Source organism: Pseudomonas sp. AC355, assembly GCF_979258205.1.
In genome coordinates this window covers 4,665,496-4,688,707 of the sequence record NZ_OZ409843.1, presented here as the reverse complement: position 1 = coordinate 4,688,707, position 23,212 = coordinate 4,665,496, and the positions used below count along the sequence as shown (strand labels likewise).

Sequence of the window (23,212 nt, the reverse complement as noted above, 5' to 3'; positions counted from 1 at the left end):
ATCGGGTACCTCATTGGCTGTCCTGATCTCTGTTGACCGAATTGAGCAGAAATTTGCCAATCAGATCCTCAAGCACCAGAGAAGACTGGGTGTCATGAATGGTTCCGCCATCGGCCAGCAACTCCTCGTCGCCACCGACACTGATCCCCACGTACTTTTCACCGAGCAAGCCTGCAGTGAGAATCGACGCGGTAGAGTCCAACGGAAGATTGTCGACACTGCCGTCGAGTTCCATCGTTACGCGCCCGGTGTAGCTGTCACGATCCAGATCGATCGCCGTTACTCGACCGATGCTTACACCCGCCATGGTCACCTTGGCGCGCATGGTAAGGCCGGCGATATTTTCGAAGTGTGCGTAGACCTTGTAAGTGTCAACGGCATTGCCTGGCGCCAGGCCACTGACACGCAGAGCCAGCAACAACAAGGCCAGCAAGCCAGCCAGAAGGAACAGGCCGACACCGATTTCCATCGAGCGGTTTTGCATCAGAAATCTCCAAACATCAAAGCGGTCAGAATGAAGTCCAGCCCCAATACGGCCAGCGAGGCATAGACCACCGTTCGGGTGGTCGCGCGGCTGATACCTTCCGAGGTCGGCTCGCAGTCGTAACCCTGGAACACCGCGATCCAGGTGACGACGAAGGCGAAGACCAGGCTTTTGATTATCCCGTTGAGCACGTCTTCGCGGAACGAAACACTGTTTTGCATATTGGCCCAGAACGAGCCTTCGTAAACGCCCAGCCAGTCGACGGCGACCATCGCGCCACCCCAGATACCGACCACGCTGAAAATCATGGTCAGCAGCGGCATGGAGATGAAGCCGGCCCACAGCCGCGGTGCGACGATGTGCTTGAGCGGATCGACGCCGATCATTGCCAGGCTCGACAACTGCTCGGTGGACTTCATATTGCCGATCTCGGCAGTCAGCGCGGAACCCGCGCGACCAGCGAACAGCAGCGCAGTGACCACTGGCCCCAGCTCACGCAGCAGCGTCAGGGCGACCATCTGCCCGACCGCCTGCTCGGAACCGTATTTGGCGAGAATGCTGAACCCCTGCAGCGACAGCACCATGCCGATGAACAGGCCTGAAACCACAATAATCGCCAGTGAAAGCACGCCCACCGAATACAGCTGCTTGATCAACAACTGCAGCGAATTACCTGACGTACCCCGCCCGAACAGCGCGCGTAGCAGAAAGATCGTCGAACGCCCCAGCGTGGCAACCACGTCGATGCCCGCACGCCCGAACAGGCGCACGCGCTCGAGTGAAGATGTCCTGCGCATCAGCGCCTCCCCAGTAGATCGTCGTGGTAACTCGGCGCTTGAAAATGGAATGGAACCGGCCCGTCCGGCGTTCCCTGCATGAACTGCCGTACCCGCGGATTCTCAGAGTCGCGCAGCTCGGCGGGTGTTCCCTGCCCCAGCACTTGCCTGTCGCCGACTATATAAATGTAATCGGCAATGCTCGCTGTCTCCGCCAGATCGTGGGACACCACGATACTGGTGATGCCCAACGCATCGTTGAGCAAACGGATCAGCCGCACCAACACGCCCATGGCAATTGGATCCTGCCCCACGAACGGCTCGTCATACATCAGTATCTGTGGATCCAGAGCAATTGCCCGAGCTAACGCAACGCGCCGCTTCATACCGCCGGAGAGCTCATCGGGCATCAACTCGATGGCGCCACGCAAGCCAACCGCCTGCAGCTTCATTAGAACAATGTCACGAATCATTTCTTCGGGCAGTTGAGTGTGTACACGCAGAGGAAATGCCACATTCTCGAACACATCCAGATCGGTAAACAGCGCACCACTCTGGAACAGCACGCCCATTTGCTTGCGCATGTCGAACAGTTCACTGCGCGACAGATCAGGCAGATTCAGGCCGTTGACGTGGATTTGGCCGCTGCTGGGCCGCAGCTCGGCCGCGATCAGCCGTAACAGCGTGGTTTTACCGCAGCCAGAGGGCCCCATGATCCCAGTAACCTTGCCCCGCGGGATGCATATGTCGACGTTCTTGAAGATGTGACGCTCGCCGCGCTGAAAACTTACGTTTTTAAGCTCGACCGCATACTGATTTTCGGCGCTCATCGGAACTCCATTACGTACTGCCTTCCTAATCTGACGCCCCGCATCGGAATAAGGACACGATGATCAGCCACACGGGCCCCAAAATGGTTGCGGACTATAGCATTTGCCCAATAGCCCACCAAAGCTGAGAACCCACGACGTTCAGGCTTGTGACAGCTTTGCCATTTCGCAGCCACGCCATGGATGATGAGTCGCGGAGTCTTTCCCGCTATAATCCCTGTCTTTTTCGTACAGCAGCCCAAGCAGAGCATGAACCAGACCCGCGACCTGATTGATTCCGCACAGCGCACCATCCGCCTAGAGATCGAGGCGGTACAAGAGCTGCTGCCCCGTATTGACGCTGACTTCGTCAAGGCGTGCGAGCTGATTCTCGCCAGCAAGGGCCGTGTGGTGGTGGTCGGGATGGGAAAATCCGGACATATCGGCAACAAGATTGCCGCGACCCTGGCCAGCACCGGCACCACCGCTTTCTTCGTGCACCCTGCTGAAGCCAGCCATGGCGACATGGGTATGATCACCCGTGACGACGTCGTCCTGGCCCTGTCCAACTCAGGCTCCACGGCCGAAATCGTGACCTTGCTGCCGCTGATCAAGCGCCTCGGCATCACCCTGATCAGCATGACCGGCAACCCCGAGTCGCCGCTCTCGAAGGCTGCCGAAGTCAACCTCGACACCCGCGTAGCCAAGGAAGCGTGCCCACTCAACCTGGCGCCGACCTCTTCCACCACCGCCTCCCTGGTACTGGGCGACGCCCTGGCCATCGCGCTGCTGGAGGCCCGCGGTTTCACTGCCGAAGACTTCGCCTTCTCCCATCCCGGTGGTGCCCTGGGTCGTCGCCTGCTGCTCAAAGTCGAGAACGTCATGCACGCTGGCGACAGCCTGCCCAAGGTCAATCGTGGCACCAGCCTGCGCGAAGCTCTGCTTGAGATGACCCAGAAGGGCCTGGGCATGACCGCCGTACTGGAAGACGACGGCCGCCTGGCCGGGGTCTTCACCGACGGTGACCTGCGCCGCGCCCTGGATAAAGGTATTGATGTGCGTGATGCGTGCATCGACGACGTCATGACGCCCAACGGCAAAACCGCTCGTGCTGATATGCTTGCCGCCGAGGCCCTGAAAATAATGGAAGACAACAAGATCAGCGCGCTGGTAGTGATCGATACCAGTGGTCGTCCTGTAGGCGCCTTCAACCTTGGCGATCTGCTGCGCGCGGGAGTGATGTGATGAACGACCTGCTGCAGCGCACTCACGCCATCAAACTGGCGATTTTCGATGTCGACGGCGTACTCACCGACGGCAAGCTGTATTTTCTCGTTGATGGCAGCGAGTTCAAGACCTTCAATACCCTGGATGGCCAGGGCATCAAGATGCTGATCAACTCTGGCGTACGAACGGCCATCATCAGCGGCCGCAAGACTCCCGTAGTCGAGCGCCGCGCACAGAACCTGGGTATCCAGCATTTGTACCAGGGCCGTGAAGACAAACTCGACGTGCTCGACGAGCTGCTCGCCGAGCTGGGCCTCAGTTACGAGCAGGTGGCCTACCTGGGTGACGACTTGCCGGATCTGCCGGTAATCCGCCGTGTCGGCCTGGGTATGGCGGTAGCCAGCGGCAACGAATTTGTGCGCGAGCATGCCCACGGCGTCACACAAGCGCGCGGCGGCGAAGGTGCGGCACGCGAATTCTGCGAACTGATCATGCGTGGCCAGGGTACTCTCGAAGCCGCCCAAGCGGCCTACCTTTAGGGGTTTACTGATGTTGCGCAAATTCATCACACCCGTCCTGCTGACCTTCGGCGCCCTGCTGCTGGTGGCAGCCGGGTACTGGAACATCAACCCGGACAGTTTCTCCAGCGCGCCACAGCAGAGCGGCCCGGACAACCCGATCGACTTCTACGCCGTGAACGCCCGCAGCGTGCAGTACCTGCCCGACGGCAAGGTACAGAGCGACATGACCAGTGATCTGCTCGAGCATGTGCAGAGTACCGACGTCACCCTACTGACCGAACCGCGCATGAACCTGTTCCGGGGCACCGAGCTTCCCTGGAAAGTACGCAGCGCACGCGGCGAGGTAGGCCCCGATGGCGACGAGGTCGAATTGATCGACCAGGTGCGGGTGGAACGCACAGACGAAAAGGGCCGCGCCACTATACTTACCACCAGCCGCCTGACCGTATTCCCACAGAAGGAATATGCGCAGACCCAGCAAGCCGTTAGAATCGACGCGGCCAACGGGGTGACCACGGCACAAGGAATGAAAGCGTACTTGAATGACGGCAGGATGCTCCTGCAGTCCAACGTAAGAGGCCAGCATGAGGTTCGTTAAAACCCTCCCCCTACTTCTCAGCCTCGGCGCCACGCTCGGAAGCGCAAGCGCCTGGGCTCTGCCGAGCGACCGTGATCAACCGATCCGCGTGCAGGCCGACAGTGCTGAGCTGGACGACAAACAAGGCGTTGCAGTGTATCGCGGCGACGTCGTCATCACTCAGGGCACCCTGAAAATCACTGGCGACACCGTCACCATCACCCAGAACGCAAAGGGTGAGGTCGATGTGTTCACCTCGGTGGGCAAACCCGCCTATTACGAGCAGAAGCCCTCGGCCGACAAGCAGATCGTCAAGGCTTACGGCCTGACCATCCAGTACTTTGCTGCCAATGAGCGCATCGTACTGATCGACCAGGCCAAGGTGGTTCAGGAAGGCAACACCTTCGAAGGCGAGAAAATCGTCTATGACACCCAGCGACAGATCGTCAATGCAGGCCGCGCCACGGGCACCAATGTGTCGACGCCGCGCCCGCGTATCGACATGGTGATCCAGCCGCAGAAAAAACCCGCCGCTGAGCAGGGCCAATAACGATGGCAACTCTGAAAGCCCAGCACCTGGCCAAAAGCTATAAAGGTCGCCAGGTCGTTCGCGACGTAAGCCTGAGCATCGACAGCGGGCAGATCGTCGGCTTGCTCGGCCCCAACGGCGCCGGCAAGACCACCTGCTTCTACATGATCGTCGGCCTGGTTCAGGCCGATCAGGGCCGCGTACTGATCGACGATCTCGACGTCAGCCACCAGCCCATGCACGGCCGCGCCCGCGCCGGTATAGGCTACCTGCCTCAGGAAGCGTCGATCTTCCGCAAGCTCAGTGTGTCCGATAACATCATGGCGATCCTGGAAACGCGCAAGGATCTGAGCCGCGCGCAGCGGCTGCAGGAACTGGAGGGCCTACTGCAGGAATTCCACATCACCCACATTCGCGACAACCTGGGCATGAGCCTGTCGGGTGGTGAGCGCCGCCGTGTAGAAATCGCCCGCGCCCTTGCAACATCACCGAAATTCATCCTTCTCGACGAGCCCTTCGCCGGCGTCGACCCGATTTCGGTCGGTGACATCAAGCAAATCATTCACCACCTCAAAGCCAAAGGCATTGGGGTGCTGATCACCGATCACAATGTGCGCGAAACCCTGGATATCTGCGAGACCGCCTATATCGTCAGCGACGGCCAACTGATCGCCGAGGGCGACTCCGCTGCGATCCTGGCCAACCAGATGGTAAAGGAAGTCTACCTGGGCCACGAATTCCGCCTGTAACGGTTTTCCCACCGATGGGCATCCAGAGCCTGTTACCCCACGACATGGTCGTAATGAAATGGTAACGGGCTCTAGGCAAACCACTCGTGTTCAGGCATATAATTTGCTTCCTAGTGGCGCTTTGGCGCCCTGTCGTGGATCGCGCACAGACGCCAGATAAGGTCTGCAATGAAACCATCGCTAGTCCTGAAAATGGGCCAGCAGCTGACGATGACACCGCAGCTGCAACAAGCCATTCGCCTGCTCCAACTGTCGACTCTCGATCTGCAACAGGAGATCCAGGAGGCACTGGAGTCGAACCCGATGCTCGAGCGTCAGGAAGAGGGCGACGACTTCGACAATTCGGATCCCATGGCCGACGGCGCGGAAAGTGCCACCACTGCGACTGCTCAGGAAGAGAAATTTCAGGAGCCGACCTTCCAGGAAAACACCCAGACCGTCGACAATCTGGAAGAAGGCGACTGGGGTGAACGCATCCCCAGCGAACTACCCGTCGACACAGCCTGGGAAGACGTCTACCAGACCAGCGCCAGCAGCCTGCCAAGCAATGACGACGACGAGTGGGACTTCACCACTCGCACCTCCGCTGGCGAGAGCCTGCAGAGCCATATGCTTTGGCAACTCAACCTGGCGCCGATGTCCGACAAGGATCGCCTGATCGCCGTTACCCTGATCGACTGCATCAACGCTCAGGGCTACCTCGAAGAAACTCTCGAAGAAATTACCGACGCCTTCGACCCCGAACTCGATGTCGAGCTCGATGAAGTCGAAGCCGTGCTACACCGCATCCAGCAGTTCGAGCCTTCCGGCATCGCCGCCCGCGACCTGCGCGAGTGCCTGCTTCTGCAATTGCGTCAGCTACCGACCAATACACCCTGGCTGAGCGAAGCTCAGCGCCTCACCAGCGACTACCTAGACCTGCTCGGCAGCCGCGACTACAGCCAGTTGATGCGCCGCATGAAGCTCAAGGAAGACGAGCTACGCCCGGTCATCGAGCTGATTCAAAGCCTCAACCCGCGTCCTGGCTCACAGATCGAATCGAGCGAGCCCGAGTACGTGGTACCTGACGTGATCGTGCGCAAGCACAACGATCGCTGGCTGGTGGAGCTCAACCAGGAAGCCATGCCGCGCCTACGCGTCAACGCGCAGTACGCAGGCTTCGTGAAACGCGCCGACTCCAGCGCCGACAACACCTTCATGCGCAATCAGTTGCAGGAAGCACGCTGGTTCATCAAAAGCCTGCAGAGTCGCAACGAGACCCTGATGAAGGTCGCGACGCAGATCGTCGAGCATCAGCGCGGCTTCCTCGACTACGGCGACGAAGCCATGAAGCCGCTGGTACTGCATGACATCGCGGAAGCGGTAGGCATGCATGAGTCGACCATTTCCCGCGTCACCACCCAGAAGTACATGCATACACCGCGTGGCATTTACGAGCTGAAATACTTCTTCTCCAGCCACGTCAGCACCTCCGAAGGCGGCGAATGTTCGTCCACCGCGATCCGCGCGATCATCAAAAAACTGGTCGCCGCGGAAAATGCGAAAAAGCCATTGAGCGATAGCAAGATCGCTGGTTTACTGGAAGCACAGGGCATTCAAGTGGCGCGCCGCACAGTCGCCAAGTACCGTGAATCGCTCGGTATAGCGCCTTCGAGCGAACGCAAGCGACTGATGTAAGGTGCCCTTGTAAGAGAAGCCCCAGTGTTCCTGCGGCAGGTTTTATCGCCTGCCACTCACACACGGCAACAAGGAGAAGCGGTATGCAAGTCAACATCAGTGGGCACCAGCTGGATGTGACAGACGCACTACGCAGCTACATCGAGGAAAAGCTCGGACGTCTCGAGCGGCACTTCGACAAGATCACCAATGTGCAGGTCATCCTGGAGGTCGAGAAGCTCAAGCAGAAAGTCGAAGCTACCTTGCATATCGCCGGAGGCGAAGTGGTGGCAAATGCCGAGCATGAAGACATGTACGCTGCCATTGATCTACTGACCGACAAACTTGACCGCCAACTCATCAAGCACAAGGAAAAACAGCTCGACCGCCAGCAGGGCGCAATGGCCCGCTGACCTCGTCCTTATCCTATGATCCGACTTGAAAATATCCTGACCCCCGGCCGTTCCCTCGTGAACGTGCCGGGCGGCAGTAAAAAGCGTGTACTCGAACAGATAGCTGCCGTGATCGCGAGCGACCTGCCCGATCTCGACGGCCAGACCATCTATGAAAGCCTGATCGCCCGGGAAAAACTCGGTTCGACCGGTTTTGGCAATGGCATCGCCATTCCCCACTGCCGCCTACCCGGCTGCAGCTCACCGATCAGTGCACTGCTGAAACTCAACGCTGCGGTCGACTTCGACGCCATCGATGGTGCGCCCGTCGATTTGCTGTTCGTGCTGCTGGTTCCCGAAGCAGCGACCGATGAGCACCTGGAACTGCTGCGCCAGATCGCCAGCATGTTCGACCGCGAGGACGTTCGCGAGCGGCTGCGCCAGGCTCAAGACAGTGAATCGCTGTACCAGACCGTAGTGAACGTGCAGAACGGCCAATAGCCCTACAGGATTAGCCCATGCGCCTGATCATCGTCAGCGGCCGTTCCGGCTCGGGCAAGAGCACCGCTCTCGACGTGCTCGAGGACAACGGTTTCTATTGCATCGACAACCTGCCTGCCGGCCTGCTTCCGGAGCTGGCCGAACGGGCGTTGTTGCATACCGAGCTGTTGCACCCACAAGTGGCGGTATCGATAGACGCACGCAACCTGCCTAGCCAGCTCAAGCGCTTTTCCGAACTGCTTGATGAAGTGCGCGGCCGCAACATCCGTTGCGATGTCCTGTATCTGGACGCCAGCGAAGAAACCCTGCTCAAGCGCTTTTCGGAGACGCGCAGACGTCACCCGCTGACCAACGACCAGCGCTCGCTGGCCGAAGCCATGGTCGACGAGACCAAACTACTGAGCCCGATCATCGACCGTGCCGATCTGAAGATCGACACCACTCACCTGAATCTCTACCAACTGCGCGACACCCTCAAGCTGCGCCTGCTCAACCAGCCGGAACCGGGTACCGCCTACCTGATCGAATCCTTCGGTTTCAAACGGGGGATGCCGGTGGATGCAGATCTAGTGTTTGACGTGCGCTGCCTGCCCAATCCCTACTGGAAACCCGAACTGCGTGACTTCACCGGCCTCGAGCAGCCGGTCGAGGAATACCTGGCAGCCCAGGAGGACGTCCAGGACATGTACCAGGACATCTTCACCTATCTGCACAAGTGGCTGCCGCGCTTCGCTGCCAGCAACCGCTCTTACGTTACCGTTGCGATCGGCTGCACGGGCGGCCACCATCGCTCGGTGTACCTCGCCAACCGCCTGGGGCACGCCCTCAAACCGCTGCTGAAGAATGTTCAGATCCGCCACCGCGACCTCAGTTAAGGAATTGCCGCGATGCCCGCCTGTGAAATCACCATCATCAACAAACTCGGCCTGCACGCGCGCGCGGCCGCCAAGTTCGTCGGGGTCGCGGGGCGTTTTCCCTGCCAGGTGAGAATCGGGCGTAGCGTCGAGAGCCTCGTAGATGGCAAGAGCATCATGGCGGTGATGATGCTCGCCGCCGGCAAGGGCACCATCGTGCACCTGGCGACCGAGGGCGAGCGGGAAGAGGAAGCCCTGCAGGCGCTGATTGACCTGATCAATAACTACTTCGACGAAGGCGAGTGATCGCCCTCAGACGTTCAGGGCATTGCCCACAGCCAACATCAACACGAACCCCGACGCAAAACCCAGTACAGCCGGTGGCATGTCACTGCGTCGATACAGCTTGGGAATGATCTCGCGTATCACCACGAAGAGCATTGCCCCCGCCGCGATCGCCAGCCCCCAGGGCAGCAACTGCAACGACACGCCGACCAACCAGGCCGAAAGCAGCGCGAACAGCGGCTCGACCAACCCGGAGGCGGCGCCGCAAAAAACCGCCTTCCATCGCGACATTCCTGCCCCGGCCAGCACCAGGGCAATGATCAGCCCCTCGGGTACGTCCTGCAACGCAATCCCCAGCGCCAATCCGTCGGCATTCGACAGATTGGCCGCGGCCGCCACACCGACCGCCATTCCTTCCGGCACGTTGTGCAGAACGATGGCGATAACGAACAGCCAGACGCTCAAGCCGACGCCCTGATCTGCCTGCATGTTCGCTCGCGATGTACGAGACAACCAGTGGCCCAGCACCCATAAGGCACCAGCACCGAGCACCACTCCTGCGGCGACCAGCAGCGAGCCCTGACTAGCGCTCAGGCCCTGCTCGTGAGTCAGCTGAAAAGCCGGCAGAAGGAGCGAAAAAAGACTGGCAGCGAGCATCATGCCCCCACCGAAACCCAGCATGGCCGTGTAAGAACGTGCCGAAATGCTGCGCATGAAAATAACTGGCAAGGCACCCAGTGCTGTGCCAAGAGCACACAGCATGCCGCCATGCCAGGCATACCAGAGAGCCGGCGAAAGCCGGCTCTGCAAACCACTCCAGACCTTGAGGGCAAGAATGATCCCGCCGCCAACGAGCAGCATCAGGCCCAATGCATAGCGAAAGGAACGGCTATTGGCCGCGATCAACTCGTGCAGTGGGCTCATGCGTACACTCGATGCCGGCTCATAGGCATGCAATCAAGCCAGAGCGGCCTGATAGCGACGCGCCACTTCGGCCCAATCGACGACGTTGTAGAACGCACCGATGTATTCGGGGCGACGGTTCTGGTAGCGCAGGTAGTAAGCATGCTCCCACACGTCCAGACCCAGAATCGGCGTATTACCGTTCATCAACGGGCTGTCCTGGTTACCGGTGCTTTCAACCACCAGCGTCTTCTGTGGCGTTACGCTGAGCCAGGCCCAGCCGCTGCCGAAGCGGGTCAGTGCGGCTTTGGTGAAGGCTTCCTTGAAAGCCTCCAGGCCACCCAGCTGGCTGTCGATGGCGGCTTTCAGCTCACCTTGGGGCTCACCACCGCCACTGGTGCTCATCACGGTCCAGAACAGCGAATGGTTGGCATGCCCACCACCGTTGTTGATCACCGCACCGCGCTTGTCTTCCGGCACTTCCTTGAGACGAGTGAGCAGCTCTTCGACCGGCAGCTCGCCAAGCGAGTTGCCTTCCAAAGCGGCATTGAGGTTGTTGACGTAGGTCTGATGGTGCTTGCTGTGATGGATTTCCATGGTTTGCGCATCGATGTGCGGTTCCAGGGCATCGTAGGCGTAAGGCAGAGCAGGCAGGCTATACGGCATGGTTTCACTCCTTCTAATGGTACTGACGAACGACAGACGCTGGGCGTTCTGCCGGTGAAGCATCGCCAGGCGCATGAGCGCCCAACAATCGATCCGTACGGGGGTAGGCCCCGTGCTCGGCGACAAAGTTCAACAGACTGGTGTAGGTTCGGCCGCTGTGATTGAGTGCAGCCTGGCGCAAGGACGGCGACAGATGCTCACTGCCCATGCAGCGCAACAGGTGTTCATGGCAGGCACAGAGGTGCTCGGCGGACTCTTCCGGATGACCGATCATCAGTTGCAGATCGGCCAGGTTGTGCTGAGAAACGACGAAAGCCGCCACCGCAGCATCGGCATCCCGCCAGCGCTCGAACAGTACCTGGGCAAGCGCCAGCGCCTGCAGATACTGCTCCCGCGCCTCGACCCAGGAACCTTCGGCGAAGTAGCGGTTACCGGCCTGGATGAGTCGCTTCCACTGCTCCATGGGATTGCCTCCTCGCCCTGAGGCGAAAATGCGCAGGCCACATGACCTGCGCGGCGGTTTCAACGGTTACAGACCACCTTCGGTAAGGCGTTCCGGGTTGAGCAACTGCTCCAGCTCGGTACGTCCCAGATCGGTCATTTCCTCGGCCACGTCGATGATCGGCCGACCTTCGCGATACGCCTTCTTGGCGATTTCCGCAGCCTTCTGGTAACCGATCAGCGGGTTCAGCGCTGTCACCAGAATCGGGTTGCGGCCCAGTGCTTCCTTGAGCTTCGGCTCGTTGACCTTGAAGCTGGCGATGGCGCGATCCGCCAGCAGGCGGCTGGCGTTGGCCAGCAACTCGATGCTGCCGAGCAGATTGTGAGCGATCACCGGCAGCATCACGTTCAGCTCAAAATTGCCGGACTGCCCCGCCACCGCAATGGTGGTGTCGTTACCGATGACCTGGGCCGCAACCATGGCAGTGGCTTCCGGGATCACCGGATTGACCTTGCCCGGCATGATCGAGGAACCAGGTTGCAGTGCTTCGAGTTCGATCTCGCTCAGGCCGGCCAGCGGACCGGAGTTCATCCAGCGCAGGTCGTTGGCGATCTTCATCAACGACACTGCCGTGGTCTTTAGTTGCCCGGACAGCGCCACCGCAGTGTCTTGAGAGCCGATCAGCGCGAAGAAGTTGATACCCGGGGTGAATTGGCGCCCGGTCAGCGCATTGAGCTCCTGACAGAATAGTTCGGAAAATCGCGGATGCGCATTGATGCCGGTACCGACCGCAGTACCACCTTGGGCCAGTGCCTGGAGCGCCGGCAGCAGGCTGGTGAGCAGCTGGATGTTGCCCTGAATCTGTTGCGCCCAGCCATCGAGCACCTGGCTCATGCGCACCGGCATGGCATCCATCAGGTGCGTACGGCCGGTCTTCACGAAGGGTTGCACCTCGAGGGACTTCTCGCAGAGCACCTTGAGCAGGTGGCCAAGCGCCGGTAGCAGATGTTCACTAACCTCGATGGCGGCACTGACATGGATGGTGGTGGGGATGATGTCATTGCTGCTCTGGCCGCAGTTGACATGATCATTGGGGTTCACCGGCTCGCCGAGAATGCCCGTGGCAAGGGTGGCGATCACTTCGTTGGCATTCATGTTGGAGCTGGTGCCGGAACCGGTCTGGAACACATCCACCGGGAAGTGACGCATGAAATCCTCGGCCAGCAGTTGCTGGCAGGCGGAAACGATGGCATCGCCCTGGGCAGGCAGGATCTGCTCCAGATCCACGTTGGCGCGGGCAGCGGCAGCCTTGGCCAGCACCAGCGCACGAATGAACGCCTTGGGCATGGCCAGCCCCGATACCGGGAAGTTGTTGACCGCACGCTGGGTCTGGGCACCGTAGAGGGCCTCGGCGGGGACGGCCAGTTCGCCCATGCTGTCGCGTTCTATCCGGGTGTTACTCATAGGGATTTCCTTCTGCCAATTCGGACATCGAAAGAGAGGGCTGCATGCGCAAGGTGGCCAGGCGGTTGCGAACGCGATTCAGGCTGTGCTGCTGATCGCGGTCGGTGGCCAGGTGCTGCAGCGCGTAAAGGGAGCGGTAGGCGTGATCCAGGCAGACGCTGCGCCAGTGCCAGGGCAGCGCCGTATCGCAGGCGGTATCCATGAGCAGATTCAGGGTGGTCAGTGACATCCGCCAGGGACACAACCGACCGTGCTCGACCAGTTGGCGACCCTGCGCCCAGTGCAGCTCGAGCAGCCTTGGTTCATCAGGAAGCAGCCCGCAACGGATCCGGAAACCCAGCCAGTACCAACAATCCAAACATGGCGTATTGCTCGAGCGAAATCTCATGGCTCACCTTTCAAAAGATAATAATATTAATTCCTATTTAGAAAGAATAATCAATACCGAATTGGTATGAAGCACCATTGGTCTCGCCGCGCAGGATTGGCACCGGCGGCAATTGGCAAAAAGTACAGAAAGCGAAAGTTGCCGAGCGGCAGGTAACAAGCAGCCATCTGCCTTCAGCAGCCATGAATGAGAGGAGAAAGGCGCAACATCGCCACATTGCGTGGCAGGCCGAGAGTCCGTCGACGTTTCGGCAGTGGGATCCGAAAACGTCAACGGCTCACAACAACCGAGCGCGGAAAGCGCTAGGTGGAATCAACTGCCGGCGACGGTCATCTTCTCGATCAGCACCGAGCCCGTGCGGATATTGCTGCGCAGCTCCAGATCGCTGCCGACTGCGACGATCTGCTTGAGCATATCGCGCAGGTTGCCGGCAATGGTCACCTCCTGCACGGCGAACTGGATCTCGCCATTCTCCACCCAGTAGCCGCCCGCGCCCCGGGAGTAGTCGCCGGTGACCATGTTCAGGCCGTGGCCCATCAACTCGGTGACCAGCAGGCCGCGGCCCATGCGTTTGATCAGCGCCTGCTGATCTTCGTTGCCATGGCTGACGAACAGGTTATGCACACCGCCGGCATTGGCCGTGCTCGGCATGCCCAGTTTGCGCCCGGCGTAGGTGCCCAAAATATAGGAGACCAGCCTGCCGCCCTCCACGAACGGTTTCGCATAGGTGGCCAGGCCATCGCCGTCGAATGCCGCACTGCCCATGGCACGGGGAATGTGCGGACGCTCGTCGAGGTTCAGCCAGGAGGGAAACAGTTGCTCACCCAGCGTACCTTCGAGGAACGATGATTTGCGATACAACGCGCCGCCGGAGATGGCACCAAGGAAGCTGCCGAACAAACCGGTAGCCAGCTCCGCGGAGAACAGCACCGGTACTTCGCAAGTCGGTACCGGGCGAGCACCGAGTCGGCTGACCGCACGCTGTGCAGCGCGCCGACCGATACTCGCGGCATCGGCGAGCAGCTCGCCCTGACGGTTCACGTCGTACCAGTAATCGCGCTGCATCTGCCCGTCGCTCTCGGCAATCATCACGCAACTGAGGCTGTGCCGGGTGCTGGCGTAGCCGCCGATGAAGCCGTGGCTGTTGCCGTATACACGGCAGCCTTGATGGGTACTCAGGCTGGTGCCATCGGCATTGCGAATGCGCGAGTCGGCATCGAAGGCAGCAGCCTCGCAGACCAGCGCGCGCTCGATCGCTTGCTCCGGGCTTATGTCCCAGGCGTGGTACAGATCCAGCTGCGGCATATCGCGAGCCATCAGCGCCGCGTCGGCAAGACCGGCGCTCTCGTCTTCGGACGCATGTTTGGCGATGGCCAGGGCCGCCGCTACGGTTTCGCGGATCGCCGCCTCGCCGGTCGCCGAGGTGCTGGCCGAGCCTTTGCGCTGACCGACGTAAAGGGTGATACCAAAGCCCTGATCGCGGTTGAATTCAACGGTTTCCACCTCACGCTGGCGCACGCTGGTGGACAACCCCTGCTCCACCGACACCGCCACTTCACAGGCACTCGCACCTTGCTTCTTCGCCTCGCCGAGAATCTGTTCGACCTGCGCCTGAAGGCCCGATAGAGCACCTGGCCCGACTACTTCCACTTCACTCATAACGACTCCTGAACGATAGCCACTGCGACAACGACTCTGGTCGCGCATGCGGCAAGAAACTTGCTGCTATCATGGCGGCGTTTCCCATTGGATCACCGCAAAATGTCTGATTACCTCGACGACTTCTCCGGCGAGAAGAGCAAAACCCAGGTCAAGCGTGAGTTCCACGCGCTGCAGGAGCTAGGCCAGCGCCTGGCCGGCCTCAAGCCCGATCTGCAGAACAAACTACCGCTGACCGATGGCCTGCGCCGTGCCCTGGAAGAATCCCCAAAGCACACCGCCAATGCGGCGAAAAAACGCCACATGCAGTTCATCGGCAAGCTGATGCGCGACCAGGATATCGAAGCCATCCTGACGCTCCTCGATCAGCTTGACGCCTCCACGCGCCAGTACAACGAGCGCTTCCACAATCTCGAACGCTGGCGTGACCGCCTGATCGTCGGTAACGACGAAGTGCTCGAGAAATTCGTTGTCGAATACCCCGATGCCGACCGCCAGCACCTGCGCGCGCTGATCCGCCATGCCCAGCATGAAGCGGCTCAGGAAAAGGCGCCGGCCTCGTCACGCAAAATCTTCAAGTACATCCGCGATCTCGACGAAACCCAGCGCGGACTGCGCTAGGCTCGCCCCTTCGCATGGCCGGGGCACACCCCGGCCAGTATTCTCAGGCGCCGGTACCGCCAACCGTGATCGCATCGATCTTCAGGGTCGGCTGGCCCACGCCAACCGGTACTGACTGACCATCCTTGCCGCAGGTGCCAACGCCGCTATCCAGCGCTAGGTCATTGCCGACCATCGACACCTTGCTCATCGCCTCCGGGCCATTACCAATCAGGGTTGCACCCTTGACCGGCGCGGTAATCTTGCCGTCCTCGATCAGGTACGCCTCGCTGGTGGAGAACACGAACTTGCCGCTGGTGATGTCGACCTGACCACCGCCCAGGTTGGCGCAGTAGATGCCCTTCTTCACCGAACGGATGATTTCCTCGGGGTCACTCTCGCCGGCCAGCATGTAAGTGTTGGTCATGCGCGGCATTGGCAGGTGCGAATAGGATTCGCGGCGGCCGTTGCCAGTGCGCGCTACCCCCATCAGACGAGCGTTGAGCTTGTCCTGCATGTAGCCCTTGAGCACACCGTTTTCGATCAGCGTGGTGCACTGGGTAGGCGTGCCTTCGTCGTCCATGCTCAATGAGCCACGGCGCTCGGCCAGGGTGCCATCGTCGACGATGGTGCATAGCTTGGACGCCACCTGCTGGCCTATCTTGCCGCTGTAATTGGAGCTACCTTTCCGGTTGAAATCGCCCTCCAGACCATGGCCGACCGCCTCGTGCAGCAGCACGCCAGACCAGCCTGCGCCCATAACCACGGGCATGGTGCCGGCCGGCGCGGCTATCGCTTCAAGATTCACCAGCGCCTGGCGCAGTGCTTCACGGGCATAGCCCATGGCACGGTCTTCATTGAGGAAGTAGCTGTAATTGGTACGACCGCCACCGCCGTGACCGCCGCGCTCGCGGCGACCGTTCTGCTCGACGATGACGCTGACGTTGAAGCGCACCAGCGGGCGAATATCGGCGCCCAGGCTACCGTCGGTGGCCGCGACCAGAATTCGATCCCATACGCCAGCAAGGCTTACCGTCACCTGTTTGATTCGCGAATCGAGAGCGCGGGTGGCTACATCGACGCGCTTGAGGAGCTCGACCTTCTGGGCCCGATCAATCACATCCAGCGGGCTCTCGGACGAATAAAGCGGTGCGACCTGAGTGGCGCTGAAAGCCTGCACACGCCCTTCCTGCCCGGCACGAGCAATCGAGCGGGCAGCACGAGCCGCTTGGCTCAACGCGTCGGGGGTAATCGCATTGCTATAGGCAAAGCCGGTCTTCTCACCGGACTGGGCGCGCACGCCGACGCCCTGATCAAGATTGAAACTGCCTTCCTTGACGATGCCATCTTCCAGCACCCAGGTTTCGGACACCTGGGTCTGGAAGTACAGGTCGGCGGCATCGATGCCAGGGCCGGCCAGTTCGCCGAGTACACCCGGCAAATGCTCCAGGGTCAGCCCGCCAGGACTCAGCATCTGCTCGCTGACGGTCAACAACATGTCGCTCATAACGTCTCCACATCAGGCTGCCGCGGCTGCGCCGCAGCGAAAAATCGTTTGTGTCGCACTACCGGCATGCGCTCGCGGATAGCCGCCTGCTCGGTGGCATCGCGCCTGGCCAGCAACGTAGCCTCGCCATCCGCCTGTTCCGCCAGCTTACGCCCCCAGGGGTCGATGATGGCCGTGTGGCCATAGGTTTCCCGACCGCCAGGATGAACGCCGCCCTGAGCCGCTGCCAGCAGATAGCACTGGGTTTCGATGGCCCGTGCGCGGATCAGTACATCCCAGTGGGCCGCACCGGTGACCCGGGTGAACGCCGACGGCGCACTGATCAGCTCGGCACCCGCTTCACGCAGGGCCCCATAGAATTCAGGAAAGCGCAGGTCATAGCATACGGTCAAACCCAGACGCCCAACGGGTGTATCGGCGACCACCAGTTGCTCGCCGTGGGCGTAGGCGTCCGACTCGCGATAACTGCCACGGCTGTCGCTGACATCCACGTCGAACAAGTGCAGCTTGTCGTAGCGGGCGACGGTTTCACCCTGATCGTCGAGCAGCAGCGAGCAGGCACGTGGTTTGCCATGGGGCTGACTGGCCGGCGGCAACGGCAGGGTACCGGCCACTATCCATAAGTTGAGGTCACGTGCCGTGCGTTTCAACCAGGGCAGCACAGGGCCCTGACCACTGGCTTCCAGGCGCCCCAGATCAGCTGCATCGCGCCGCCCGAGGGCCGAGAAGTTCTCCGGCAGCACCACCAGGCGCGCACCACCGGAGGCCGCCTCCTCGAGCAGGCGACGGGCCTGCAGCAGGTTGGCGGCGATATCGTCCTGGCTGACCATCTGGATCACGGCGAAAGACATGCTGGCCTCCAGGGTCAGTTGGGTTTCTTGAACGGTTTGTCGAAGGTCAATTGCGGATCGTGCAGGGTGCCCTTGACGTCGTACTGCACGCTGGCGAAACGCGCCACGCGGTCACCGAGCAGCTTGTCGGCGATGAACAGGGCGCCCCCAATGGCTGGCGCGCCGACGATCAGGGCCGCCAGCGGCAGGTTGTTGGTGACTGGCAAGGTCACCAGCAACTTGGCATCGATGCCCTGGTCGATCATGTTCAGGGTGCCGTTCAGCTCCAGATTGCTCGACGGGCCGGTCATGGTGATCGGCTCCTGAGTAACGAACACACCATCCGTTGCATTCAGGTTGCCTTTGACCCGGTCATAACTCAGGCCCTTGCCGAGCAGATCGGAGAAATCCAGGCGCAGACGGCGACCGATGGAGTTGAAATTGAGCAGGCCGAACACCCGCAGCGCCGACGCCGAGCCCTGCACGTCGACGAACTGGCCCTTGCGCAGTGACGCGTCGAGGCTGCCCGAATAACGCTTGAGGCTGAACCAGGCCGGCGAACCAGGCCAGTGCCCATCGGCGTCCAGACGGAAGCTCTCGCTGGTCGCCGAGGGGGCATAACCCCAAGCCTTGAGGACTTCGGAAAGCTTTTCGCCCTGCATGCGCCCCTTGTACCAGCTACGCGTCTGCCCCGGCACACCTTGCCAGCCGATGGCACCACCAAGGCGCAGCCCCTTAAGGTTGATATCCAGATCGCTGAACTGCACGCCCTGGCCATCCGGACGTGCCTTCAACGACCAGGCCCCCATGTCGTCGTCACCCTGGAATACATGGGCAACGCGCAAATCCAGCGCCGGAATCTGTCGCGGATCGAAATCAGCCAACGGATCGGGTGCCTCGGGCTCCGGCGCATCAGCGGTTTTCGGCTTGGCGGCCGGCAGGCGCACATATTCCAGATTGGCGACGATGGGCTTGCCACTCGCCTCGAAGAGGTCGACGCGGCCCTTGGCCAGCGTACTGTCCAGACTCAACGACCAGCCGCCATCGATGGGCCGCAAGCCGACGTCGAGATCATCGAGCTTCTGGCCAAGCCCCTCGAAACGTCCAATACGCAGCTCGGCATCGGTAAACAGTTGTTGGGCATCCTGACGCGAAGTCTGCTCGTAGGGTTTGATGACCTCCTGCCAGGCCGCCAGATTCACTTCTGCGACCCGACCCCGAACACGCACCCCACGAGAAGTCGGTAGGATCGCTGGGCCGTCGCCCAGGCGCAGCTCACCGCGGCTCTGGTTGAACTGCCCGGGCGGCGCCGCCAAGGTAAAGCTGGCAACGTTGGCGTAATCGAGCCAGTAACGCTGCTCGCGCCCACCGAAATTCATGCGCCAGTCGGCATAGCGCTCCTCGCTGGCAGTTTTGCCGAACGGAGCGGGCAGTCCGATACTCAGGCCCTTGAGGTTGGAATCGACTCGCAACTGGCTGTCCGTACCTTCGAGACTCAGGCGCAGGCGATACGGCAGGCTGCCTTGGGCCGGCAACGGCTGTTTCACACCCAGCCAGCCGGTGAGATTGCTCAGCGGAATGATGCCATTGGCCTCGATGCGGCTGCGCGGATGGCCGGGCCGGCCATCGGCAATGGCCTTGCCGGTCACCGCATGGCCCAGCGCACGGGCGCTGATCGAGGGCGCGCTAAGGCCCTTGCTGGTGTCGAAACGAAAGTCTCCGGTCACGTCGCTCAGTTCCAGCGCCGGCTTGCTGATGCTCAACGAGGCCTTGTCGGCACTGAAGTCGACGACCACGTTGGCCTGTTCGCCCTTCTGCAGAGGGATATCCAGATCCAGCGCACCACTCAGGGCACCTGCGCCTTTCCAGCCGGCGAAGGTATCAGCAACCCCGAGGGGCGTTTCCTGAAGGATCTTCAAACCATCACCGACACTGCTCTGCAGCTTGCCCTTGAGCTTGAGGTGCGGTGTTTCTCCAGCATCGACATGGGCGATGTCGGCATAGGCCTCACGCACCTGGCTGTCGAGGATACGCCCCTCCGACACGCGCACTCGGACGCCACTGTCCTCGATCAGCACCTCACCACGGGCATCGTGCAGCGCTGGCCAACCGGGCTGGAAAGCCAGTTCGGCATCCTGCACCGCGAAGAACAGGCTGATGCTGCGCACGGCAGGATCCGGGTTGCGATTGATCGAACCCTGATACTGGAAATAACCCTCTTCGACCTTGCCACCGCGAATCGCGGTTTTCAGCCACTCGTCCAACGCCGGACTGAGCACGGGCGTCGGCAGGTACTTCTCGGTGAACCGCGCATCGCCGTCACGCATACCGACACGCAGATCCATGTAGTCCTCGCGCTCGGGATCCTTGAGCATGCGGATCAGGAAATCACCGGCGATCTTGCCTTCCTCGCCCTGCACCTGCAGGTACGGCGCGCGCAGGGTGAAGCCCTGATCGTCGAGCGTCCAGGTCAGCCGGCCCTTCGCTTGCTGATACTTCCAGGCTTTGGGGAACAGGGTGGTGAGGTGCAGGGAGAAGTCTTCGCTGTCGACCTTTAGCTCACCCTGGCCCAGATCGCCTGTGATGCTGCCGCTGCCATTCTCGACGGCAGGTGAGGCGTGCCAGGCGGAAAAGCCGACGCGCTCCAGGTTTGCTGAAAATTGCAGGCGCTCCGACCCTTCGAACTCGGGGCGGAAGCTGGCATTGAGGTTGCGCAAGGCGCCATGGGGCTTGAGGGTCTGCAGCAGGTCAAGGACAGTTTCCGACATCGGCGCCAGGCCTTCCACCAAAGGCACCAGAGGGCCGACGTCGAGGCGATCGGCGCTCAGGCTCCAGCGCTGGGACTGCTCGCCGCTGGCCGCCTGGTGGCCGAGGGCGATACGCGTCTCGCCCCAACGGTTTTCGCCACGGCTAAAGGCGAAGTCGTCGAGCAACAGATCGAAGTCGCCGTCCTTGCGCTCGAAATAGGCATTCAGGGACAGGTCATTCAGCGCCACGGCCTTACGCTTGCCATAACGTCCCTCGAACTGCGGGGCGTGCAGGCGGGTGACGGCACGTTGCAGGTTGCGCTTGTCCCAGAGCCCCCACGCCTCGCCACCCAGTTGCAGGTGGTCGAGGTGCCACTCGCGGGTCAGGGCTGGCGGCAGCCAGGTGGCCCAGTCGCTCTGCGGTGCGCTGAGGTAGAACTCGGCGCGCATATCCTGCCAGTGTTCGGCCTGCATGCGCGTACGCACCTGCAGGGCAAGCGGCTGACCGTCCGGCAGTTGCACGCGGGCATCCAGACGCTGGCGGGCGCTGCCATTGCTCAGGCTCAGGTTGATGGCCGTGAGGCTGAAGGGTTTCAGATCCTGAGCTTGAACGCTCACCTGGCTGTCGAACAAGGCGATGCGGCTGACCATCTGCGACTGGCGCAGCACCTTGGCGACATCCAGCGGCGGCTGATTCTGCCGCTGCGGCAGGCCTTCGACGCTCCATGCGCCCTGCTCGTCCTGGCGCAGCGTCAGGCTCAGGCCGTCGAGTTGCAGCTCGGCGATACGCGGCTGCAAGGCCAGCAGACTGCCAAGCAGGTCGGGCACCACCCGCACATGCTGCAGGGCCAGACCTTGGTCACCCTCGCCAAGGCTAAGATCGCGCACCGTCAGCAATGGCGAGAAACCACTCCAATGACCTTCCAGAGCACCAATGGTGACCGGCAAGCCCAGTGCCTGGGTGGCTTGGGCTTGTGCCTCTTCCCGGTACTCAGCAACCAGCGGCACCAACTGACGACCGAGGCTCACGTAAAAGGCGGCCAGCACCAAACCCAGGGCGCATAGCCCCAGACTCCAACGCAGCAGCGCAGCGAACGCCAGCCCCAGCCGCTCCATTCAGTTCACGCCCCGGTCAGGCCGGGCCTCGTTATAGCAGCACCACATCGTATTGTTCCTGGGAGTACATGGTTTCGACCTGGAACTTGATGGTTCGTCCAATGAATGCTTCGAGGTCGGCGACGTTGCCCGACTCTTCGTCGAGCAGGCGGTCGACCACCTTCTGATTGGCCAGCACGCGGTAGCCCAAAGGCTGATAGGCACGAGCCTCACGAAGGATCTCGCGGAAGATCTCGTAACAGGTGGTTTCCGCAGTTTTCAGCTTGCCACGACCCTGACAGTGGCTGCAGGGCTCGCACAACACCTGCTCGAGGCTCTCCCGGGTACGCTTACGGGTCATCTGCACCAGACCGAGTTCGGTGATGCCGATGATATTGGTCTTGGCGTGATCACGCTCCAGCTGTTTCTCCAGGGTACGCAGCACCTGGCGCTGATGCTCTTCGTCTTCCATGTCGATGAAGTCGATGATGATGATCCCGCCCAGGTTGCGCAGGCGCAGTTGCCGAGCGATGGCGGTAGCCGCCTCGAGGTTGGTCTTGAAGATGGTTTCTTCGAGCGTGCGATGGCCGACGAAGGCGCCGGTATTCACGTCGATGGTGCTCATCGCCTCAGCCGGGTCGATGATCAGATAACCACCGGACTTGAGCGGTACCTTGCGCTCCAGCGCCTTCTGGATCTCGTCTTCGATGCCATGCAGATCGAAGATCGGCCGCTCGCCCGGGTAATGCTCCAGCCGATCGGAGATCTCCGGCATCAGTTCGGCGACGAACTGGGTAATCTTCTGGAAGGTTTCCCGGGAGTCGACGCGAATCTTCTCGGTGCGCGGGCCGACCAGATCGCGCAGGGTGCGCAGGGCCAGGCTGAGGTCTTCGTAGATCACTGAGGGGGTAGACGCACTCTTCATCTGCTCGCCGATCTGCGTCCACAGACGGCGCAGATAACGGATATCCGCAAGGATCTCTTCGCCGCGTGCGCCATCGGCGGCAGTACGCAGGATGAAGCCACCGGCTTCTTCGATACCTTCAGCGGCGACGCAATCGGCGACCACCTGCTTGAGGCGCTCGCGCTCGGCTTCGTCTTCGATCTTCAGGGAAATGCCCACGTGGCTGGTGCGCGGCATATACACCAGATAGCGCGAGGGGATCGACAGCTGAGTGGTCAGCCGTGCGCCTTTGCTGCCAATCGGATCCTTGGTGACCTGCACCGTCAGGCTCTGGCCCTCGTGCACCAGCGCGCTGATGGTTTCCACCGCACTGCCTTCACGGCTGGATATCTCCGAAGCATGAATGAACGCCGCGCGATCCAGGCCAATGTCGACAAAAGCCGCCTGCATGCCAGGTAGTACACGCACCACTTTGCCTTTGTAGATATTGCCGACGATGCCACGGCGCTGGGTACGCTCGACATGCACTTCCTGCAGGACACCGTTTTCCACCACCGCCACGCGCGATTCCATCGGCGTGATGTTGATCAGGATTTCTTCACTCATGCGCCCATCTCTGTTTGAGATGAAGCTGAAAGCAGCGGCAG

The 23,212-nt window shown here is 61.0% G+C and carries 24 protein-coding genes; 11 read left to right on the top strand and 13 right to left on the bottom strand.

From position 1 onward, the window contains the following. Positions 1 to 10: 10 nt before the first annotated feature. From mlaD to ACZ0AI_RS21790, 3 genes are read right to left on the bottom strand one after another with little or no spacing between them, the layout of a single operon-like run. Positions 11 to 484, bottom strand: a complete 474-nt coding sequence (gene mlaD, locus ACZ0AI_RS21800; RefSeq protein WP_225835227.1) for an outer membrane lipid asymmetry maintenance protein MlaD — start codon at positions 482 to 484, stop codon at positions 11 to 13. Next, positions 484 to 1,281, bottom strand: a complete 798-nt coding sequence (gene mlaE / locus ACZ0AI_RS21795; protein WP_225835229.1) for a lipid asymmetry maintenance ABC transporter permease subunit MlaE — start codon at positions 1,279 to 1,281, stop codon at positions 484 to 486. The genes mlaD and mlaE overlap by 1 nt, the downstream gene beginning before the upstream one ends. Then, positions 1,281 to 2,090: an ATP-binding cassette domain-containing protein gene (locus tag ACZ0AI_RS21790; RefSeq protein WP_463563653.1), complete on the bottom strand. Its 810-nt coding sequence runs from the start codon at positions 2,088 to 2,090 to the stop codon at positions 1,281 to 1,283. Before ACZ0AI_RS21790 ends, mlaE begins: the two co-directional genes overlap by 1 nt. A gap of 249 nt (positions 2,091 to 2,339) precedes the next feature. Here ACZ0AI_RS21790 and ACZ0AI_RS21785 point away from each other — a divergent pair, with 249 nt between their 5' ends. From ACZ0AI_RS21785 to ACZ0AI_RS21740, 10 genes are all read left to right on the top strand, one after another. Beyond that, positions 2,340 to 3,314 carry a KpsF/GutQ family sugar-phosphate isomerase gene (locus ACZ0AI_RS21785; protein WP_225835233.1) on the top strand — a complete coding sequence of 325 codons (975 nt, stop codon included), beginning with the start codon at positions 2,340 to 2,342 and terminating at the stop codon, positions 3,312 to 3,314. Beyond that, positions 3,314 to 3,835 carry a KdsC family phosphatase gene (locus ACZ0AI_RS21780; RefSeq protein ID WP_225835234.1) on the top strand — a complete coding sequence of 174 codons (522 nt, stop codon included), beginning with the start codon at positions 3,314 to 3,316 and terminating at the stop codon, positions 3,833 to 3,835. Before ACZ0AI_RS21785 ends, ACZ0AI_RS21780 begins: the two co-directional genes overlap by 1 nt. A 10-nt stretch (positions 3,836 to 3,845) precedes the next feature. Next, positions 3,846 to 4,415, top strand: a complete 570-nt coding sequence (lptC, locus tag ACZ0AI_RS21775; RefSeq protein ID WP_463563652.1) for an LPS export ABC transporter periplasmic protein LptC — start codon at positions 3,846 to 3,848, stop codon at positions 4,413 to 4,415. Continuing rightward, positions 4,402 to 4,944, top strand: a complete 543-nt coding sequence (gene lptA / locus ACZ0AI_RS21770) for a lipopolysaccharide transport periplasmic protein LptA (protein ID WP_463563651.1) — start codon at positions 4,402 to 4,404, stop codon at positions 4,942 to 4,944. The genes lptC and lptA overlap by 14 nt, the downstream gene beginning before the upstream one ends. Positions 4,945 to 4,946: 2 nt before the next feature. After that, positions 4,947 to 5,672, top strand: coding sequence for an LPS export ABC transporter ATP-binding protein (gene lptB / locus ACZ0AI_RS21765; RefSeq protein WP_463563650.1), 726 nt, complete (start codon positions 4,947 to 4,949; stop codon positions 5,670 to 5,672). A 168-nt stretch (positions 5,673 to 5,840) separates the two neighbouring features. After that, positions 5,841 to 7,349, top strand: a complete 1,509-nt coding sequence (locus ACZ0AI_RS21760) for an RNA polymerase factor sigma-54 (protein ID WP_463563649.1) — start codon at positions 5,841 to 5,843, stop codon at positions 7,347 to 7,349. A gap of 83 nt (positions 7,350 to 7,432) precedes the next feature. Then, the gene (gene hpf, locus ACZ0AI_RS21755) at positions 7,433 to 7,741 is read left to right on the top strand and encodes a ribosome hibernation-promoting factor, HPF/YfiA family (protein WP_042554809.1); all 309 of its coding nucleotides are present in this window, start codon (positions 7,433 to 7,435) and stop codon (positions 7,739 to 7,741) included. A gap of 15 nt (positions 7,742 to 7,756) precedes the next feature. After that, a complete protein-coding gene (gene ptsN / locus ACZ0AI_RS21750) occupies positions 7,757 to 8,221 on the top strand; it encodes a PTS IIA-like nitrogen regulatory protein PtsN (RefSeq protein WP_463563648.1) in 465 nt (154 codons plus the stop codon). A 17-nt stretch (positions 8,222 to 8,238) separates the two neighbouring features. Next, complete coding sequence (rapZ, locus tag ACZ0AI_RS21745) at positions 8,239 to 9,096, top strand: RNase adapter RapZ (protein ID WP_225835244.1); 858 nt, start codon at positions 8,239 to 8,241, stop codon at positions 9,094 to 9,096. 12 nt (positions 9,097 to 9,108) lie between these two features. After that, positions 9,109 to 9,381 (top strand): HPr family phosphocarrier protein, encoded by a 273-nt coding sequence (locus ACZ0AI_RS21740; RefSeq protein ID WP_225835246.1) that lies wholly within the window; start codon positions 9,109 to 9,111, stop codon positions 9,379 to 9,381. A gap of 6 nt (positions 9,382 to 9,387) precedes the next feature. Here the strand turns inward: ACZ0AI_RS21740 and ACZ0AI_RS21735 are convergent, their stop codons facing one another. The 6 genes from ACZ0AI_RS21735 to pmbA form a co-directional block, all read right to left on the bottom strand. Beyond that, the gene (locus tag ACZ0AI_RS21735; RefSeq protein WP_463563647.1) at positions 9,388 to 10,284 is read right to left on the bottom strand and encodes a ZIP family metal transporter; all 897 of its coding nucleotides are present in this window, start codon (positions 10,282 to 10,284) and stop codon (positions 9,388 to 9,390) included. A gap of 33 nt (positions 10,285 to 10,317) precedes the next feature. Next, the gene (locus tag ACZ0AI_RS21730) at positions 10,318 to 10,929 is read right to left on the bottom strand and encodes a superoxide dismutase (protein ID WP_463563646.1); all 612 of its coding nucleotides are present in this window, start codon (positions 10,927 to 10,929) and stop codon (positions 10,318 to 10,320) included. Between the two features lie 13 nt (positions 10,930 to 10,942). Beyond that, a complete protein-coding gene (locus tag ACZ0AI_RS21725; RefSeq protein ID WP_225835252.1) occupies positions 10,943 to 11,392 on the bottom strand; it encodes a hypothetical protein in 450 nt (149 codons plus the stop codon). Positions 11,393 to 11,458: 66 nt separating this feature from the next. Beyond that, positions 11,459 to 12,835, bottom strand: a complete 1,377-nt coding sequence (locus tag ACZ0AI_RS21720; protein ID WP_463563645.1) for a class II fumarate hydratase — start codon at positions 12,833 to 12,835, stop codon at positions 11,459 to 11,461. Beyond that, the gene (locus ACZ0AI_RS21715) at positions 12,828 to 13,064 is read right to left on the bottom strand and encodes a hypothetical protein (RefSeq protein ID WP_463563644.1); all 237 of its coding nucleotides are present in this window, start codon (positions 13,062 to 13,064) and stop codon (positions 12,828 to 12,830) included. The genes ACZ0AI_RS21720 and ACZ0AI_RS21715 overlap by 8 nt, the downstream gene beginning before the upstream one ends. A 471-nt stretch (positions 13,065 to 13,535) precedes the next feature. Next, entirely contained in the window at positions 13,536 to 14,882 is a 1,347-nt protein-coding gene (gene pmbA / locus ACZ0AI_RS21710) for a metalloprotease PmbA (protein ID WP_463563643.1), read from the bottom strand. A 102-nt stretch (positions 14,883 to 14,984) separates the two neighbouring features. On the opposite strand from pmbA, the gene yjgA reads away from it, so the two are divergent. Then, on the top strand, positions 14,985 to 15,503 hold the full coding sequence (yjgA, locus tag ACZ0AI_RS21705) for a ribosome biogenesis factor YjgA (protein WP_463563642.1): 519 nt from the start codon (positions 14,985 to 14,987) through the stop codon (positions 15,501 to 15,503). Positions 15,504 to 15,546: 43 nt separating this feature from the next. On the opposite strand, the gene tldD is transcribed toward yjgA, so the two are convergent. From tldD to rng, 4 genes are read right to left on the bottom strand one after another with little or no spacing between them, the layout of a single operon-like run. Continuing rightward, entirely contained in the window at positions 15,547 to 16,989 is a 1,443-nt protein-coding gene (tldD, locus tag ACZ0AI_RS21700; RefSeq protein WP_463563641.1) for a metalloprotease TldD, read from the bottom strand. After that, positions 16,986 to 17,840, bottom strand: a complete 855-nt coding sequence (locus tag ACZ0AI_RS21695; protein ID WP_463563640.1) for a carbon-nitrogen hydrolase family protein — start codon at positions 17,838 to 17,840, stop codon at positions 16,986 to 16,988. Before ACZ0AI_RS21695 ends, tldD begins: the two co-directional genes overlap by 4 nt. Before the next feature lie 14 nt (positions 17,841 to 17,854). Continuing rightward, positions 17,855 to 21,682 carry a YhdP family protein gene (locus ACZ0AI_RS21690; protein WP_463563639.1) on the bottom strand — a complete coding sequence of 1,276 codons (3,828 nt, stop codon included), beginning with the start codon at positions 21,680 to 21,682 and terminating at the stop codon, positions 17,855 to 17,857. 31 nt (positions 21,683 to 21,713) lie between these two features. Beyond that, a complete protein-coding gene (gene rng, locus ACZ0AI_RS21685; protein WP_463563638.1) occupies positions 21,714 to 23,171 on the bottom strand; it encodes a ribonuclease G in 1,458 nt (485 codons plus the stop codon). Positions 23,172 to 23,212: the final 41 nt, after the last annotated feature.